We start from the raw sequence: 17,475 nt of genomic DNA, 5'->3' as shown, positions 1-17,475 counted from the left end.
GCGGCGTTCGGGGGCACGGATTACTGCCCCCTACCGTCCCTAGGTTAGATGACTTCCTTGGCTTCCATCTCCCGGATCTGGTCCAGGCTGAGGCCGATAACCCGCTGGTAGATTTCCTCGTTATCGGAGCCCACCGGGCGGTGCACGTGTTTCAAGCGCGGCGGGGACTCGCTCATCTTGTACATGACCTTCTGGGTGAAGACGTCGCCGTAGAAGGGATCATCGTACCAGCCCAGGGCGCCCCGCTCCAGGAAGTGGTCGCAATTGGCCGCTTCCAGAACGGTGAGCAAGGGCTGAGAGATGATGCCTTTGCTGCTGAAGACGCGGTTGGCTTCTTCCTTGGTCTTATCCTTCAGGAACTCCTCGATGGCCGGGTAGATCTCTTCCTGGGCCCGAGCCTCGACGCGATCGTCGTGGCTGGCGTACTTTTTGCCCAGGTCGGGCCGGCCGATGAGGTTCATCAGTTTGCCGAAATCTTCGTCGGTGTAGGCCTGGACGCAGATGTAGCCTTCTTCCTTCTCCGCCGGATGGTCCGAATGGGGGTGGGAGGAGAGGCCGCAGGCGCAGATGCCGTTGACGCAGATTTCCGTGTCCCAGTTGCCCCAGCGCATCCGGACGACGCCGCTACGGCCCCACAGGGGCAGGGCGTATTCGGTGTAGCGGGTGGAGCCTTGCACCTGGGAGCACTCGAAGAAGTTGCCCAGGTTGGAGACCGTGTCCCGCCAGTAGAGGCCGGCCAGCATGCCGGTGGAGACCAGCATGCCCACGGAGTAGTCCATGATCCAGGTGGTGTGTTTGCTGGGGAAGCCAGCAGACGCCCGGCCGGCCCGGTGGCCGGTGAAGGAGAAGACACCGCCCTTGGCCTGTCCTAGGATGTCGTAGGAGGCCCAGTTCCGGCCGGGGCCGAAGCCGCCGAAGCCGCCGCACCAGGCGAGAACGATCCGAGGATTGACCTCTTTGCAGGCGCCGTAGCCGATCTTCCAGCGGTCGAAGGTGCCGGGCCGGTAGTTCCACACCATGGCATCCGACTTCTGCACCATGTTGTAGAAGATTTCCTTGGCCTCCGGTTTGCGGTAGTCCATGGTAACGAAGTATTCGTTGTGGTTGGCGCCCTGGAAGGCCGGCGACGTGCCGCGGCCCGGGTTCCACCGGGATACCGGGTAGAACCAGGACTCGTTGTAGGGCGAGCAGTGGCGCATGGGCTCACCCAGGCGGGGCACCTCGATCTTGATAACCTCGGCTCCCAACTCGCCCAGGTAGGCGGCCGCGGCGGGACCCAGGATGTACTGGGTGCAGGACAGCACCCGGTACCCACTTAGGGCCTCGGGTTTATCAAACAGCGCGTCCTTATTGAAGATAGTCTTGCAATAATCCTCAAAGGGTAGTTTGTCCAGATGTTCGGTCATATTTCCTAACCCCCTCTATTAGATGAGCCCTTTGCCGTACAGCTCATTCAGCTTGGCGGTGTCGAAGTTGCAGAACTTGCGATAGACATCGCTGTTGTCATAGCCCACGGGACGGCCCAGGTCTTTGACCCGGCCCGGAGTCCGGTGGCCATAGAACAGGGAGCCGCAGAACAGGACTTTCCCGTAGTGGGCCGTCTCGATGGCCCGTACCATGCCCCGGTATTTGTAGTGGGGCTCTTCCGCCACTTCGTCGATGAAGGAGACGCCGCCCGCGGCTACTTCTTCCGCCAGCAACTTGGCCCGGCACTCTTCCCGGGTATAGTCCTTCATCCAGTCGGTGAGGATGGTGCAGGTCTTGACCTGCTGGTCATGGCCGACCCGGTCGATGACCACCCGCAAGGTGGGTTCGTCCAGGATCATGTCTTCCAGCTCGGGGCGGTCTTTGCCCACGGTCTTCCAGATGCGGTACCACAGCCGGTCATGGCCGCCGCCGACCATCATGTAGCCGTCTTTGCAGGGGTTGACCGAGTAGATGTTGATGGCCAGGTCCCAGTTGCCGTAACGGGGCTTACTGGAGCCGTCCATGCCGTACCAGCCCCAGGCATAATCATGGATGCGGGCGTGGGCTTCCGACGAGGTCACCTCGATGAACTGGCCTTTGCCGGATTTTTCCCGGAAGATCAGAGCGGCGATGGTGCCGTGGGCCGTGAGGTTGCCGCAGAGGATGTCGTCGGACTTTTCGCCGGACCGGATGGGGGTGCCGCCGAAGCTCTTGGGCAGCCCGGTGGCATGGCACCAGCCGGAGGCACAGGGCGAGGAGGGATAGAGCTCGCCCGGCTGGTCCTTCAAGGGGCCCCACTGGCCTTTCTGGCCATTCCAGACATAGATCAGGCGGGGATTGATCTTGGAGAGCTGGCGGTAGCCGATGCCCCAGTCGTCGAACTGCCCGGGGGCATAGTTCTCGATGAGCACGTCGGCATGGACTACCAGCTTCTTCAGGATTTCCCGGCCGGCCGCTTGAGTCAGATCCAGGGTGATGGACTGCTTATTACGGCACTCGTGCAGGAAACCGCCGCCGCACAGGTCGCCGTTGACGTTGTCTTTGAACATGTAGCGCTTGCGGCCGAAGGCCGCCAGCTTGCGGATGGGGGAGCCGCCGGGCGGTTCCACCATAATGACGTTGGCCCCCAGTTCGCCCATGTAGGCGCCGCCGAACATGGCGTTGGCCTGGAGCCCGCCGTGGCCGCATTCCAGGACCCGGATCTGGCCCAAGGCCTCGGGTTTGGCCATCTCATGCTTGGGATGGAGCCAGCCCTCGAAGATCGTGGAGATTTCCCGAGACGCCTCGGTGCAGATTTTGGGGTCATAGACTTCTTCAAAAGTCGGGATCGGGGTTAGAGGCCACAGTAACGGTGCTTCTTGAACCTCTTTTTTCAGATCATCGGACATTCAGAATCCTCCTTACATTGCAGTTGATTCGGAATTCTACTTTAGGAAAACTTGAGTCCGCTCAAGTCAAGCCATCCTCGTTTTCAGGCAGTCACCCCCTCTCGCTAAAGTTCTGGCTCACCCTCAAAGGGACCAGGCATGGAGACTCCTCAATTTTATCCATCCATTCAATAAGCTAAATTTGTGCCAAATAGTTCAAACGAACTGGATTTTTCTGGTTTTGTTGTAACATCTTTGATTAATTACACTATTTAACTTTTTAGATCTGCCCCGCTATGACCGCAAAAGGGCGAGCCGATCCTTGTCCCGCTTAAACTGGGGGAATCGGTATCAGATGGGGGGGTGTTTTACCCCGAAGGGGTGAGGGGCAGGTCTGGGACGATGAAAAATCTGATACGATGCCGAGCAAATATTTTGTATAATGAACTTAGGAGTAAGCCTCTGGGACCACGCAGAAAATTGACGCGCCCTCCCTGGCAGCAAATCCGCACCCTTTAAATGAGCCTGAAACCATGGCAGATCAATCTGCACCAGCCTCGCAGAACTGGTTTGAACGCCACCCCAAGAAGACCATCGTCTTAGGTCTCTTCATATTTCTCCTGGCCGCCACCTATGGCGTCGAGAAGTTTCTGGCCTACATCAATCATGCCCATAATTTGGTGCTTTTTACGGATCGGCGCTACATCAATTTAAGGGAGATTCTGCCCCACGTCGACGCCGTGGATGTCCCTCCGGACAAGGCGGTGCGGACCTCCGATGGCCTGCTGCAAAAGCCCTACCGGGTCAGAACCGACGACCAGGGCTTTATGCTGCCCTATAACCGCTATGACAAGCCTGACTTTTCCTTGTTTTTTCTGGGCGGTTCCACGGTCGCTTGCATTTACGTCGATGAAGACCAGCGCTACCCCTACCTGGCAGGCCAACTCCTGGAGCAAAAGACCGGAAAAAAGATCACCTCGATTAATTCAGGGGTCGGCGGCAACAACTCCTTGCATTCCATAGATATTCTCTTGAATAAAATTATCCCGATGAAGCCCGACGTGGTCGTCATGATGCATAACATCAACGACCTGGTAGCCCTGATATATGACAAGACGTATTGGGGGAAAAATCCCACCCGGCAGCCCATCGTCAATTTTTATTTTTATAAGAATCTCACGGGGCTTAAGGCCCTCTCCACTCTGGCCCGGGACATGTATATTCCCAACCTGCATGCCGCCACACGCATATTGAGCCATAAGATTTTCGGGAAGAAGGTGAAGGACGCCGACGACGAATTTGCCTATATCCGGGGCAAAAAGATCAGCATCGATGAAGCCGCCATCACAGATGAGTTCAAGATGAACCTGCAAACCTTCATCAATATCTGCCGGGCCCGCCGGATCACCCCGGTCCTTATGACCCAATTCAACCGGTATAAACCCAACCCCGACCCCAAGGTCATGGCTGCCATGCAGGGCTTTGAGTCCGATTCCGGGATTTCCGTGAGCGAGTTTACGGCTCTCTATGCCAAATTTAACGAGGCCATCCGGGAAGTGGGAAAGCAAAACGGCGTGCAGGTTATTGACCTGGCCCATCTGATCCCCCAGGACTCCAAATACATTTACGACGTGGTGCATCTTAACACTAAGGGGTCGCAACTGGCCGCGCAGTTGATCAGCGACCAGCTTCAACCCATGGTGCCGCAATAATTGCCGATGGCCTGCCGGAGTCTCAGGAGGGGCGGGTTTAAAATCCGCCCCTACATCACCAGGGCGTGAACTCGTTGAAGTCATTATGGACCAAGATCGAAAAATCACTGTCCTGTTCATCATCAAGCCGGAGCGAGGCGCAGGCGCGGAAATGGTGTTGGTGGATGCGGCCAAACGCCTTAATCCGGACCGCTTCCGGGTGATCTGCGGCCTGCTGACCCCTGATACGGAACAGATTATCCCGGCCCGGCTGAGAACGGTGGATTTCAGGATGCCGGGGTTAAACGGGTGGGTGTGGCTGCGCTTTTTCTTTCACCTTTGCTGGGTCATCTACTGGCACGGCGTCGACGCCATCCACGTCAACAGCTATGTGCCAGGGAATTACACCCGCCTGGCCGCGGCACTGATGCAGGTTCCCATCGTCATCGACCACTGGCACGGCTTCACGCGCATTACCCGCAAGCGCCGCTTCATCTGCCGCGCGCTATCGCGCTTTACCGACCTCAGTCTGGCGGTCTCCCAGGGGGTTAAAGACTATCTCGTCAAAGAAATCGGCCTGGACCCGGACAAAGTCAGGGTGGTGCCGAACGGGGTGGATATCGCTGCCATTGACGCGGCCCGGCCCGGCCCGGGGGTGCGCCGGGAATTGGGGCTGCCGGAAGGGGCGCCGGTGATCGGTTTGGTGGGCCGCCTGGATCATTGGGGTAAGGGCCATAAGGAATTGTTTAGCGCCATGACCCAACTTAAAGAGCGCTATGCCGTACACGCCCTGATCGTGGGCGGCGGCCGCCGGGAAGCAGAGGTTAAACAGATGGCGGCAAGCCTGGACCTGGCTGGCCAGGTGCATTTTCTCGGGTCGCGCCGGGATGTGCCCGATCTGCTTCAGGCCATGGATATTTTCGTCCTGCCCAGCTACAGCGAGGGGTTGTCCCTGGCCCTCTTGGAGGCCATGGCTGCAGGCCTGCCGGTGATCGTAAGCCGCGTGGGGGGCAACCCGGAAGTGGTGACCGACGGCGCGACCGGCCTCATCATTCCGCCACGGGACGCCGAGGCCCTGGCGCAGTCCTTGGAGCGATTCCTGGCTGATCCGGCCGGGGCCAAAGAATTGGGGAAAAACGCCCGCCGCCACGTGGAGGCGAATTATTCGTTGGAGCGCTTGGGAAAGGGAATTAACGAGATATACGAAGAATTAGCGGAAAAGAAGTTTGGGCAAACATCTCAAGTTTGAAGAAGATCTTGACTAAATATCTCAATAATTGGCATATTAAGTATGACTTGGGGCGTCTTATTAGCGGTGAACGTTCGCAAAAAACTCAAGCGGTGATAGGTAACTTATGTCGGAAGCCATGAAAAAGCCCGCTACGGGCGGCTATGTTGAGGTTAGGTTCCGGATTCCGGTAACCAAGGTGATGGAGGCGAAACAGGCCTTGGCCTCCTATGGCGCCATTGCCGAAGACCCAGGGTCCATTCCCTGGGAAGAGGTCTATCCCGACTTTAACGGCAGTGTGGCCCTCCGGGGAGCCAGAAAGAGGGAGGCCCTGACCCAAAAGGCATTGGCGCACCTGGTGGGTATCAGCCAAACCCATATCTCGGAATGGAGCATGGCAAGAGGCCCATCGGCAAGGACATGGCCAAGCGGCTGGCCAAGGTCCTCAAGGTCAATTATCGGGTGTTCTTATGATCATAGGGCGGCCCGCGGCCGCCGAACTTTAACTAATTCCCTTAGAGCCATTATTCCGCAATTTCTCTTTCGGCCCGCTTTCCTCCAAAAGCATGTATGGTTCTGGTGCCGGCAATATATTCACCTGCATGGGCTAACCCTTTGGGGATAAAATATTCTTCACCGGCACCTATGGGTATTTTATGGCCGCCAATCATTATGGTGTATTTTCCTTGAATCACCACAAAATATTCATCAAAGTCATGAACATGTTCCTTTGATATTCCATCCACTGCACAGGTCCAAAATGCCATCTGGCTACCCTCCGCGCCATCGAAGACGTATCCTTCAATACCGGCGGCATATTGAGAACTCGAAGAGATTTTGTTGCGGGGAGCTTTCATAAATTCCGGAAAATCATTCATTAGGACTCCTCCAAAGCATTACTGTCTGGTCGGCTTCCACCAATTTTTGATTAATGCCACCGCCTCATCCACTTTAATCGCCGTCAGGCACCGGTTCTCGGGGCATTTTTTCAGGAGACACGGCTGTAAATCGCACACTTCTTCCCGTTTATGAAGCGCCACGCCCCATTCTACCACATAAGGCCCCACCCGCCGGGGGTCGTCGGCTCCAAGGAGGCCGATGGTGGGCACACCCAGGGCCAGGCCCATGTGCAGGGGACCGCTATCGTTAGCCACCAGGAGGCGACAATGGCTTAAGAGCGCGGCCACGGTGAGCAAGGAATAGCGGCCGCCGGTGACCAGCGTGGGGCCGGCAATGTGCGCAGCGATGGCTTCGGCCTGGGGACGGTCATTTGCACCGCTGATAATGAGAAGCGGGGCGTGATAGGACTCGTACAAAAAATTGCCCAGCTCGATGAACGACGCTTCCGGCCACCACTTGTAGGGATCGGAGCCGGTGGGGTGCAAGGCCAGAAGCAGGGGGGGGATTTCACCGAAATGTTCTATAAGGATGGCCCTTGCTCGCTCCTGTATTTCAGGGGGCAAAAAGAGGTCCATGCGCTTGTCGGTGGTGTCCGCGTCCAGGAGGCGCACGTAGTCGAGGCGCCGCTCGATAGCGTGCTCATCGGGGTCGGTGAAGGCCACCGCAGCCGAATAAACGCAAGCTAAGGGGCTGCGGGCCGAGCCGATGATATAGGGAGCTCTCGAGAAATAGGCCAGCAGGGTGGCTTCGGGGTCATTGCCGTGGAGGATGATCACCAGGTCATATGATCTGTGGCGCAACTCCCTCGCCAGGGTCAGGAGGCGACGGTTGCGGCCTGGATAGGTCCAGATTTTCGCCACGTGGGGATTATGCGTCAGGAGGTCCCCGAAGACCCGGTGGGCCAGGACCTCCAATTCCCAGGCGGGATAGCGCTCCTTTAAGGCCCGGATGGCCGGGGTGGAAAACAGGGTATCCCCCAGGGCGGTGTTGCTGATCATCAGGACGCGCCGCACCTTTGCCGGAGACAGGGCCGACAAAGGCGCCGGTGGATGACGGCGGACCTGCCGCTTAAGATATCGGCGGGAGATGCCGATGAGAAGTTTGTGCCACATAATTAAAGTTGATCTGCGCCGGAGGCGTCATACCCTTCCGAAAGCGCTGACCGGTGGATTTTTTCTCCAAAAATGGGGTATAGTGGCCGCAACTCCGTTACCGATCCTCTGATGATTCTGATGATAAGGATAATGCCTATGATAGCACACACTCACCCCCATGAGCATGGCAGAGACAAGAAGAAACACTCCCACCGCACCGGACCTCTCATGGGGTTGCACAAAGACTGGCGCACCTGGGCGGTTATCGGCTTGATGTTGGCGGCTATATGCACCTATGTGTTGACCCTGGATGATTCGATCCAGCCGGGAAGCGCCTCCATAAACGCCGGACCAGCTGCGGTGATACCGGCAAACCCCTCAAAATAAGGCCTTCCGGCTGCCAAGGTCAGTTGTGGACGAGAACCAAAAAACCAACCGCGGATAAACGCCGATGCACGCAAATTATTTTGCTGATCTGCGTAAAATCGGCGTACATTTGCGGTTTCTTTTTGAGATTCTTGGTCGCTGCGCCCCTAATCCCTAATCCCTAATCCCTAATCCCTAATCCCTGAGCTCTGCTCCCTGACCTCATCGTAAAATGTTTCCAGGGTTCCGGCAATCTTTTGCCAGGAAAAGTCGGCCTCAACCCGCGCCCGGCCCTGCTGTCCCAAGCGTTGTCGCAGGGGAACGTCGTCTAAAAGCCTGATGATTTTAGCGGCCAGTTCGGCGTCGTCGTCTGGCCTGGAAAGGAGCAGCCCCGTTTCTCCGTCCCGTACCACCTCCGGGATGCCGCCCCTGCGGGTAGCGATAACGGAGAGGCCGGCTGCGGCCGCTTCCAGAAAAACCAGCCCCAGGCCTTCCTCGATCTGGGACGGACCCACAAAGACGTCGCCCAAAAGATAGGCGCGGGGCATGGCGTCTGGCGGGATAAACCCGGTGAGCACCACTTTTCCCTGAGCCTGCGCCAGGTCTCGGCGCAATTGCGCCATGAACGGCGTCTCCCGCATGGTGCGGTTAAGCCCGTATTCGGTGCCGCCCACCAGCACCAGCACCGCTTGGGGCGCAATTTCCCAGACCCGGGTCATGGCCTTAACCAGGATATGGACGCCTTTAGCCTCCCTGAGCTTCCCGGCGAAGAGCACCGTGGGTTCAGCTTCCAGGCCGTAGGCGCGGCGCACCTCTTGGACTCCGGCCGCCGGGTCCCAGCGGGAGGCATAGGCGGCAGTTTCCACCCCGTTATAAATGACTCGATACAGACTCGCCCCCGACCCCAGCCGTTGTCGTTCCCGGTCCAACACGAACTGGCTGCACGCGGCAAAGCCGGCCATGGGGATAACGGTGGCGGGGCGGGGCCGCTCCCGTTTTCCTAAGGATGCAGAGAGATTGTGCATGTGCAGAATGATGGGAATCGGATGCCTCAGGCGGCGCTCAAGATATAAGGCCAAGAGCGGCCGGTTATGGACGTGAATGAGGTCCGGCTGCACCCGGTTGATGATCCGGGCCACCTGCCGGTCATAGAGGGGAAAATATTCCCGGTAGCGGCAGTAGAGCCGCTTGCGCCAGCCCGAGAGAGGCACGCGAAAATATTCTGCCTGGCCGCGCCATTCATGCTGGGGCAGCTCCGGGTCGGACACCCCGATGACCACCGGACGCCAGCCGGTGAGGCGGGATGCCACCTTCTCGATGAACAACTCCGCGGCCCCGCCCCGGATGGGCGGGATGGGAAAGAGTTCAGGTCCGATCAGGGCGATGGTGGGCATTTTGGGGACTTCAGATTTTTATTTTGTGCCAGTATAACAAAATCTTGGGTAATTTTAGGCCATGATTCCGAAAAATCGGTCAATTTATGGGTCATTAGCTTATGAGTTACAGGGTCGTACTAATCGATTAATTTATTGAAAATATATGGAAAAATAATTAGATATTCGGATGCCGCCCGAAAACCGTCAACCGAAAACTATAAATTTCTTGACACTTGCCATAGACTTTGTAATATGCTTCACATGGTTATTGCTCCCTGCGAAGGCCAAAAGACCGTTAGAATTACAAATATCTGAAGGAGGAAGCAGTTTATGGGTAAAATTCCGGCTGATTATTTGCCCCCCAAAGAACTCTGGGCCGAATATACCGCGCCCGAAGAGTTCAAGCATTATGCGTCTGGAAAGTGGAATATTGCGGAAGAATTTCTGGACAAGCATGTGAAGGGCGACAACGTCGCTATCCTCTTCGGTGATCTGAAGATCACCTACAAAGAACTGCTGGGCATGGCCAACAAGTTCGCCAACGTCCTCAAAAAGCTCGGGGTCGAGGCTCAGGACCGGGTGGGCCTGCGCATGACCAATATGCCGGAAGCCGTTGCCGCCAACTTCGGCATCCAGAAGATTGGCGCCATCCCGGTGCCCGTCTCCCCCCTATGGGCCAAGGAAGAAGTGGCCTTTGTAGTGAACAACGCCGAATTCAAAGCCTTTGTGGTAAGCGCTCCCCTGATGGCCGCGGTGGAAGCAGCCAAGCCCGAATTCGAGTTCCCCACCAAACTCATCGTAGTAGGCGGCAAACCCGAAGACGCCGAAGCCAAGGGCTTCGTCTCCTTCGGTAAAGAGATGGCCGCGGCTTCCGATAAATTTGAAAATGTCAAGCTGGAAGTCAATGACATCGGCGTCATCCTCTTCACCTCCGGCACCACCGGCCAGCCCAAGGGCTGCGTCCACTTCGTCAAAGAGGTGTTGATCGAGTCCAACCTGGTCAACAAGTACGTTTACAAGATGGGCCCCGGCGACGTCCTGGGCGGCTCCGCCCCGGTGACCTTTGCGGCGGGCTACGGCACCTTCTGCAACATCCCCTTTGCCGGCGGCTCGGCCATTTCGCTGCTGCCCAAGTTCACCCCGGACGAGATGATGTCCACCATCCAGAAGCATAAGATCACCGTGATCACCGGTCTGCCCACCGCCTACCGGAAGCTCCTGGAAATGCCCAATTTCAACGATTACGACTCCTCCAGCGTCCGCATGTACACCACCGGCGGCGACGCTTTGACCGGCAAGACCCTGGCCCTGTGGCAGGCCAAGACCGGCAAGCCCATCTGGGAAGGCCTGGGCGGCACCGAGATGATGCACCTGGTAACCAGCAACACCGTCAGCGACGTCCCCATGCCCGATTCCATCGGCAAGGCCCTGCCCGGCTTTGAGATCAAGGTGGTCCGGGAAGACGGCACCACCGCAGGCCCCGGCGAAGCGGGCAGCATGATGATCAAGGGCCCCACCGCCACCCTGTACTGGAAGCCCTACATCCAGGATAACAAGCTGATGAAATCCATGAAGAAGGGCATCAAAGACGGCTTCAATATGATGGGTGACGCCGTTATCATGGACAAAGACGGCTTCATCTTCTTCCAGGCTCGGGAAGACGACATGATCAAGTCTTCCGGCTTCCGTCTGGCCCCCAGCGAGATCGAAGACGCCATGCTCCGCCATCCGGCGGTGCGGGATGACGCGGTCGTGGGTGTGCCCGACGAGGTTATGGGCCAGAAAGTGGTGGCCATGCTGGAGCTGGAACCCGGCTTCACTGCGTCCCAGGAACTGGCTAACGAGGTCATCAAATCCACCATGGACCTGCTGGCCATGTACAAACTGCCCCGGGAAGTGGTCTTCCTGAATTCCATTCCCCGGACCCCCACCGGCAAGATCATCAAAAAGGATCTGCGGAAGAATTATCCGGAGTATCCCGGCAAGTTTGTACCCAAGGTAAAGTAGCGTCGGCGCCCTCGCCGGCGATCCATAAACTCTCCGGGGGCGGGTTGCCGCCCTCGGGACGTTATTCGCCTCAATGCCCGGCCTCTGGCCGGGCATTTTTCGTTTTGCATTTGCCCGCCGCTGTGATCTAATATACCGGGTTTGTGAAAAGGAGGGCAAAGCATTGCCAAACGTAGTGGTGGTGGGTACCCAATGGGGTGATGAGGGCAAGGGGAAGATCGTCGACCTCTTGACCGAGCAGGCTGCAATCGTGGCGCGTTACCAGGGTGGCAACAACGCCGGCCATACCCTGGTGGTGGGCGGAGCGAAATTCATCTTCCATCTGATCCCTTCGGGGATCCTGCATCCCGGCACCGTCTGCCTCATCGGCAACGGCGTGGTCCTGGACCCTGAGGTCCTCCTGACGGAAATAGATAACCTGAAGGCCCGGGGGATTACGGTGGGTCCGGACAACCTCCGCATCAGCGAACGCACCCAGGTCATCATGCCCTACCATAAGCGCACCGATATCGCCCGGGAGGCCGCCAAGGGTGAGGCAAAGATCGGCACCACTGGCCGGGGTATCGGCCCCTGTTATGAAGACAAGGTAGCCCGGCGGGGCATCCGGGTAGCCGACCTGCTCAATCCCGAGATCCTCACGGCCAAACTGGCCGACGTGCTGCCGGAAAAGAATTTTTACCTGGAAAAGTTCCTGGAAGACCGCCCTTTTACCCAGGAGGAGATTCTGGGACCCTATCTGGAGATGGGCAAACGCCTGGCGCCCCTGGTGGCCAACGTCTCGGTCATGATCCAGACTTCGGTGCGGCAAGGCCACAACATCCTTTTTGAAGGGGCCCAGGGCACCCATTTGGACATCGACCACGGCACTTATCCTTATGTGACCTCCTCCAACCCTATAGCCGGAGGCGCCTGCACCGGCACCGGGGTCGGCCCCAATCAACTGCATCAGGTCCTGGGCATCGTCAAGGCCTACACCACCCGGGTGGGAAGCGGGCCTTTCCCCACGGAATGTCTGGACGAGGTCGGCGATCATCTGGTGGAAGTCGGGGTGGAATTCGGCTCAACCACCGGGCGCCGGCGGCGCTGCGGCTGGCTGGACGCGGTGGTGCTCAAGGACGCGGCCCGGCTCAACGGCCTCACCGGCCTGGCCATCACCAAGCTGGACGTGTTGACCGGCATCAACCCGGTGAAAATTTGCGTGGGCTATGAAGAAAATGGCAGTCGACGGGAGACCACCCCCGCCACCATCCAGGAGTTGGAGCGCTGCCGGCCTATTTTTGAGGAACTGCCGGGCTGGAGCGAAGATATCCGGAAAGTGCGGCGTATGGAGGATTTCCCTCAGGCCACCCGGAACTATCTGAAGCGCATGGAAGAGCTGGTGGGGGTGCCTATCCAGATCGTTTCCGTGGGTCCGGACCGGGAAGAGACCATTGTGCTGCAGAACCCGTTTGGTTAAACAAGGCATTAATGAGCACCGCCGAGGGCGGCGGTGCATAAGGGTGGCGGTGCTACATCTTCTGGTAGGGTAACTTATTGACAAAGAGCAAGGTTATGACCCAGGACAGATTTGAATGTAGCGCCGCCGCCCTCGGCGGGTCCCCGCGCTATCCCGATGGCAAAGCCTGCCAAGTCCGAATATCGGCGTTTTTTGCCCCATCTTCAAGGAGAGGACAAACCTCTTTTCGTCACCTTTGTTTCCTATAATCGCTGGATCTTGCCAGAGTCGGTGAGGAACCTGGTTCTTAAGCATTGCCTGCATGATCATGGCATCAAATATAAGATGCATGGAGTTGTAGTGATGCCGGACCATGTTCACGTGATATTTACTGCCTTAACTGATGACAAAGGAAACCCATTCGGGCTGGCTGAGATCATGAATGGCATCAAGGGAGCATCTGCCCACACTATCAATAAAATTCTGGGACGCCGCGGGCATGTTTGGCAAAGAGAATTTTTCGATCATGTCCTTCGCTCCGACGAGAGCATTCACAGCAAGGTGCAATATCTTTGCGAGAATCCAGTGCGAAAAGGCTTGGTTACAGGGGTAGACGATTATCCTTGGCTGTGGCGGGAATGGGTTGAGGGCGAAGTATGTAGCACCGCCGCCCTCGGCGGTGCTACATACCCCTAGCGGCTTGTGTGTCGGGAAAACCCTCCCTTTCTGAACTCGACATTTTCTCTCCCCAACTTTGATAAGGGTGGACATCCACCGCGGCGGTCTTATATTCTTCATAAATATGTGAAAATAATCCCGAGGGAAAAGGTTTTGAAGTGTAGGAAAATTTCTGACAAAGGAATCGGGAATTTCCCGGCTTTCCCGAACGGTTTGCTAATGCTATATAATCAAGTAGTTTTGCCAACGGGACGCAGGGGCTTGGCCTCTTAGGAAAGTGCTTGAGGCAATGCGGGAGATAAGGCCCATTCAGGTTTTGTGGAAGCAGGAACAAGCAACGTTCCTTATAATAACTTCTCGCTGACATAGGAAAAAACCATGATAGAAATCCGCTTTCATGGCCGCGGCGGCCAGGGCGCGGTAACTTCGGTGGAACTGCTGGCCCTGGCGGCCATTGGGGAAGGGAAGTTCGCCCAGGGTTTCCCCAGCTTCGGCCCGGAGCGCCGGGGCGCCCCAGTGCTGGCCTTCTGCCGGGTGGACGACAAACCCCTCAAGCTGCGCTGCAAGATCCTCAAGCCCGATGTGGTAGTGGTCCTGGATCCCTCCCTGCTGCGGATCCAGAACCCTCCGGCGGACCTGAAAGACCAAGGCATCATTGTCTTGAACACCGCCAAGACCGCAGCGGAGATTCGTCAGGAGTACGGCTACAAGCACACCCTGGTCTTGGTGGACGCCAATAAGATCGCCCGGGAAGTCTTGGGGGTGCCCATCGTCAACACCACCATGATCGGGGCGCTGCTCAAGGCCACCGGGGTGGTGGCCGTGGAGGCCATTGAGCAACCCCTTAAGGAGCGCTTCGGCCCCCTGGCGGTCAAAAATTTCAATGCCCTGAAAGTGGCTTATGAACAGACCACCATTGAGGAGCGACGGCCGTGAGCAAAGCATGGGATCAGGTCACCTGGCAAGAGATCGAGGTCGGCGGTGTACTGACCGAGCCGGGCTCGGCCCGGAACTATAACACCGGCGACTGGCGCTCCCAGCACCCGGTGTGGACCAAAACACGCTGCATCAAGTGCGGCATCTGTTGGACCGTATGTCCCGAAGCCGGCATCTCCGAGGAACCGGATGGTTACTTCGATATGAATAAATACTGTAAGGGTTGCGGCATCTGCGCCAAAGAGTGTGTTACCGGCTGTATCAGCATGGTCCCGGAGGAAGAATAATGGTAGTCAAGGGCCATCGAGTAGGCATGGAAGTCTCCATTGCCGTCAGTCATGCGGTGCAACTGGCCCGGGCCGAGGCCATCGCCGCCTATCCCATCACGCCCCAGACCCACATCGTGGAGCACCTGTCCTCCATGGTGGCCAACGGCGACTTGGAGGCGGAATTCGTCAACGTGGAGTCGGAGCACTCGGCCATGAGCGCCTGCATCGGCATGTCCGCGGCCGGAGCCCGCACCTATACCGCCACTAGTTCCCAGGGGCTGGCTCTGATGAACGAAATCCTGTTCATCGCTTCGGCCATGCGCCTGCCCATTGTCATGACTGTGGCCAACCGGGCCCTGTCCGGCCCGCTGTCCATCTGGAACGACCACGGCGACATCATGGCAGCCCGGGATATCGGCTGGATCCAGGTGTTCGTGGAGAACGGCCAGGAAGCCTTTGACCACAGCGTCATGGCCTTCAAGATTGCCGAAGACCATCGGGTGATCCTGCCCACCATCATTAACATGGACGGCTTCATCCTCACCCACGTGGTGGAGGCCCTGGAGATGCTGGACCAGGAGACGGTGGATAAGTTCCTGCCGGATTATCATCCCCGCTTCTTCCTGGACCCCAAGCACCCGGTGACCATGGGCGCCTTTGCCATGCCGGAGCTCTATACCGAGGTGAAGATGGCGCACCAGCAAGCCCTGGTGAACTCCTACGAACACATCCTCAAGGTCTGGGACGAATGGAGCAAGATTACCGGCCGGACCTACCGGCCCGTGGAACAATACCGCACTGAGGGGGCCAAAACGCTTCTGTTGATGATGGGTTCCCTGGCGCAGGTGGCGGAAGTGGCGGTGGACGAAATGCGGGAAGCCGGAGAATCCGTGGGCTTGGTGAAGCCCAGGTTATGGCGTCCCTTCCCCTTTAATGATCTCAGGGAGGCGCTGGCCGATGCCGAGCTGGTTATTGTCTGCGACCGGGCCTTGTCCCTGGGCGGGGCCGCGGGGCCGGTGCTGGCCGAAGTGCGCAGCGCCCTCTATCCCCTGGCGAAGAAGCCCGCGGTAATCGGGTATACCGTGGGACTGGGGGGTCGGGATGTCCAACCCGAAGCCTTTAGAGAGATCGTGCGCCTGGCCCAGGCGGAAGCCGCCACCGGCCCGAGTGAAGAATACTTCCTGTTTGGGGTGCGAAGCTAATGGAAAAATTCGGATACGCCCAGAGCCAGAAATTCGATACCTATGCCTCCAGGCTGATGCCCCGGAAGGAGTTTTTCACCTCGGGCCACCGGTCCTGTCAGGGTTGCGGCGAAGCGTTGGCGGTGCGATGGGTTTGCAAAGCCATCGGTGAAGAAGCGATCATCGCTCATGCCACCGGCTGCATGGAAATCGTCTCCTCGGGCATGCCCCAGACCGCCTGGATGCATCCCTGGATCCACGTGGCCTTTGAAAACACCTCGGCGGTGGCTTCGGGCATCGAAGCCGCATTAAAAGTCCTGAACCGCAAGGGTAAACTCAAAGGCAAGATGCCGGCGGTGGTGGCCATGGGAGGGGACGGCGGCACCACTGACATCGGTCTTCAGTCCCTCTCCGGCGCCCTGGAGCGGGGCCACAACTTCACTTATGTCTGCTGGGACAACGAAGCCTATATGAACACCGGCATCCAGCGCTCCAGTTCCACCCCCTATGGGGCCATGACCACCACCTCTCCTCCGGGGAAGTTGAGCATCGGTCAGCACACCCAGAAGAAGAACATGGTGGCCATCGCCGTGGCCCACGGCATTCCCTATGTGGCCACAGCCAACCCGAGCTACCTCTTCGACCTCTACTTCAAGATCCGCAAAGCCATCGAGACGCCGGGCCCGGCCTACGTCCACGTGCTCTCCGTCTGCCCCACGGGCTGGCGCTCCGCCACGGACCTCAGCGTCCGCCTGGGACGCCTGGCGGTGGAGACCGGGGTTTTTCCCCTCTTTGAAGTGGAAAACGGCCGTTATCGCCAGACCGTGGAGGTCCCCAAGCTCCGGCCGGTTATCGACTACATGAAGCCCCAGGGGCGCTTCCGGCACCTCAGGGGCAAAGAACTGGATTTTATCCAGAGGTACACCCAGGCTCAGTATAATCTGCTGCTGGACAAATGCGGCGCCGCCTATCCTGAGTTTCCGGTGATTTCTCCTCCTGAAGAAGGTCAAGAATAATGGACGCCCAACGCCTCGACTCCATACTAACCCGTTACGATTGCGACCCCTGGGACCTGATCCCCGTTCTGCAGGACATCCAGGATTCTTACAGCTATCTGCCCAAGGACGAGTTGCAGGAAGTCTCCAGCAGGCTGAACGTGCCTCTGACGCAGATCTTCAGCGTGGCCACCTTTTTCAAGATGTTCTCCTTGGTTCCCAAAGGGCGCCACCAGGTTAAGGTCTGCCTGGGCACCACCTGTCACCTGAGGGGCGGCGCCCGCTTGGTGGAATCTCTGAGCAACAAGCTGGGAATCGAGCCGGGCTACACCACTAAGGACATGCAGTTCTCCCTGGAGACGGTGGGTTGTCTGGGTTCCTGCGCCCAGGCCCCGGTCATGATGGTTGACGACAAGTATTTTGGGCGGTCCTCGGTGGACAAGGTGCCCAAGATCTTGAAACTTTATAAATAAGATGACAGAGAT

Annotated in this window: 16 protein-coding genes; 11 read left to right on the top strand and 5 right to left on the bottom strand. The window is 57.9% G+C overall.

Features of this window, described 5'->3' with window-relative positions; all coding sequences use genetic code 11:
- Nucleotides 1-44: 44 nt before the first annotated feature.
- Both WC600_00355 and WC600_00350 read right to left on the bottom strand, forming a co-directional pair.
- Nucleotides 45-1,406, bottom strand: a complete 1,362-nt coding sequence (locus WC600_00355) for a CoA transferase (GenBank protein MFA4901173.1) — start codon at nucleotides 1,404-1,406, stop codon at nucleotides 45-47.
- Between the two features lie 18 nt (nucleotides 1,407-1,424).
- Nucleotides 1,425-2,855 carry a CoA transferase gene (locus WC600_00350; protein ID MFA4901172.1) on the bottom strand — a complete coding sequence of 477 codons (1,431 nt, stop codon included), beginning with the start codon at nucleotides 2,853-2,855 and terminating at the stop codon, nucleotides 1,425-1,427.
- A 512-nt stretch (nucleotides 2,856-3,367) separates the two neighbouring features.
- Here WC600_00350 and WC600_00345 point away from each other — a divergent pair.
- Nucleotides 3,368-4,546, top strand: a complete 1,179-nt coding sequence (locus WC600_00345) for an SGNH/GDSL hydrolase family protein (protein ID MFA4901171.1) — start codon at nucleotides 3,368-3,370, stop codon at nucleotides 4,544-4,546.
- A gap of 85 nt (nucleotides 4,547-4,631) precedes the next feature.
- On the top strand, nucleotides 4,632-5,774 hold the full coding sequence (locus tag WC600_00340) for a glycosyltransferase (protein MFA4901170.1): 1,143 nt from the start codon (nucleotides 4,632-4,634) through the stop codon (nucleotides 5,772-5,774).
- A 503-nt stretch (nucleotides 5,775-6,277) separates the two neighbouring features.
- On the opposite strand, the gene WC600_00335 is transcribed toward WC600_00340, so the two are convergent.
- Both WC600_00335 and WC600_00330 read right to left on the bottom strand, forming a co-directional pair.
- The gene (locus WC600_00335) at nucleotides 6,278-6,631 is read right to left on the bottom strand and encodes a cupin domain-containing protein (GenBank protein ID MFA4901169.1); all 354 of its coding nucleotides are present in this window, start codon (nucleotides 6,629-6,631) and stop codon (nucleotides 6,278-6,280) included.
- Nucleotides 6,632-6,649: 18 nt separating this feature from the next.
- The gene (locus WC600_00330) at nucleotides 6,650-7,765 is read right to left on the bottom strand and encodes a glycosyltransferase family 9 protein (GenBank protein ID MFA4901168.1); all 1,116 of its coding nucleotides are present in this window, start codon (nucleotides 7,763-7,765) and stop codon (nucleotides 6,650-6,652) included.
- A 138-nt stretch (nucleotides 7,766-7,903) separates the two neighbouring features.
- Here WC600_00330 and WC600_00325 point away from each other — a divergent pair, with 138 nt between their 5' ends.
- Entirely contained in the window at nucleotides 7,904-8,134 is a 231-nt protein-coding gene (locus WC600_00325) for a hypothetical protein (protein MFA4901167.1), read from the top strand.
- Between the two features lie 167 nt (nucleotides 8,135-8,301).
- On the opposite strand, the gene WC600_00320 is transcribed toward WC600_00325, so the two are convergent.
- On the bottom strand, nucleotides 8,302-9,507 hold the full coding sequence (locus WC600_00320; GenBank protein MFA4901166.1) for a glycosyltransferase family 4 protein: 1,206 nt from the start codon (nucleotides 9,505-9,507) through the stop codon (nucleotides 8,302-8,304).
- 312 nt (nucleotides 9,508-9,819) lie between these two features.
- Here WC600_00320 and WC600_00315 point away from each other — a divergent pair, with 312 nt between their 5' ends.
- The 8 genes from WC600_00315 (at nucleotide 9,820) to WC600_00280 (ending at nucleotide 17,463) form a co-directional block, all read left to right on the top strand.
- Nucleotides 9,820-11,496: a class I adenylate-forming enzyme family protein gene (locus tag WC600_00315; protein ID MFA4901165.1), complete on the top strand. Its 1,677-nt coding sequence runs from the start codon at nucleotides 9,820-9,822 to the stop codon at nucleotides 11,494-11,496.
- A 163-nt stretch (nucleotides 11,497-11,659) separates the two neighbouring features.
- Complete coding sequence (locus WC600_00310; protein ID MFA4901164.1) at nucleotides 11,660-12,952, top strand: adenylosuccinate synthase; 1,293 nt, start codon at nucleotides 11,660-11,662, stop codon at nucleotides 12,950-12,952.
- A 156-nt stretch (nucleotides 12,953-13,108) separates the two neighbouring features.
- Nucleotides 13,109-13,627, top strand: coding sequence for a transposase (locus tag WC600_00305; GenBank protein ID MFA4901163.1), 519 nt, complete (start codon nucleotides 13,109-13,111; stop codon nucleotides 13,625-13,627).
- Between the two features lie 360 nt (nucleotides 13,628-13,987).
- Nucleotides 13,988-14,545 (top strand): 2-oxoacid:acceptor oxidoreductase family protein, encoded by a 558-nt coding sequence (locus tag WC600_00300; protein ID MFA4901162.1) that lies wholly within the window; start codon nucleotides 13,988-13,990, stop codon nucleotides 14,543-14,545.
- A complete protein-coding gene (locus WC600_00295) occupies nucleotides 14,542-14,832 on the top strand; it encodes a 4Fe-4S binding protein (protein MFA4901161.1) in 291 nt (96 codons plus the stop codon). The genes WC600_00300 and WC600_00295 overlap by 4 nt, the downstream gene beginning before the upstream one ends.
- Complete coding sequence (porA, locus tag WC600_00290) at nucleotides 14,832-16,016, top strand: pyruvate ferredoxin oxidoreductase (GenBank protein ID MFA4901160.1); 1,185 nt, start codon at nucleotides 14,832-14,834, stop codon at nucleotides 16,014-16,016. The genes WC600_00295 and porA overlap by 1 nt, the downstream gene beginning before the upstream one ends.
- Nucleotides 16,016-17,011: a thiamine pyrophosphate-dependent enzyme gene (locus WC600_00285; GenBank protein MFA4901159.1), complete on the top strand. Its 996-nt coding sequence runs from the start codon at nucleotides 16,016-16,018 to the stop codon at nucleotides 17,009-17,011. The genes porA and WC600_00285 overlap by 1 nt, the downstream gene beginning before the upstream one ends.
- Nucleotides 17,011-17,463: an NAD(P)H-dependent oxidoreductase subunit E gene (locus tag WC600_00280; protein ID MFA4901158.1), complete on the top strand. Its 453-nt coding sequence runs from the start codon at nucleotides 17,011-17,013 to the stop codon at nucleotides 17,461-17,463. The genes WC600_00285 and WC600_00280 overlap by 1 nt, the downstream gene beginning before the upstream one ends.
- Nucleotides 17,464-17,475: the final 12 nt, after the last annotated feature.

It is taken from the genome of Desulfobaccales bacterium (assembly GCA_041648175.1).
GTDB lineage: Bacteria > Desulfobacterota > Desulfobaccia > Desulfobaccales > 0-14-0-80-60-11 > 0-14-0-80-60-11.
Note: the sequence above shows the minus strand (reverse complement) of the source record. Positions and strands in the feature narration are given on the sequence as shown.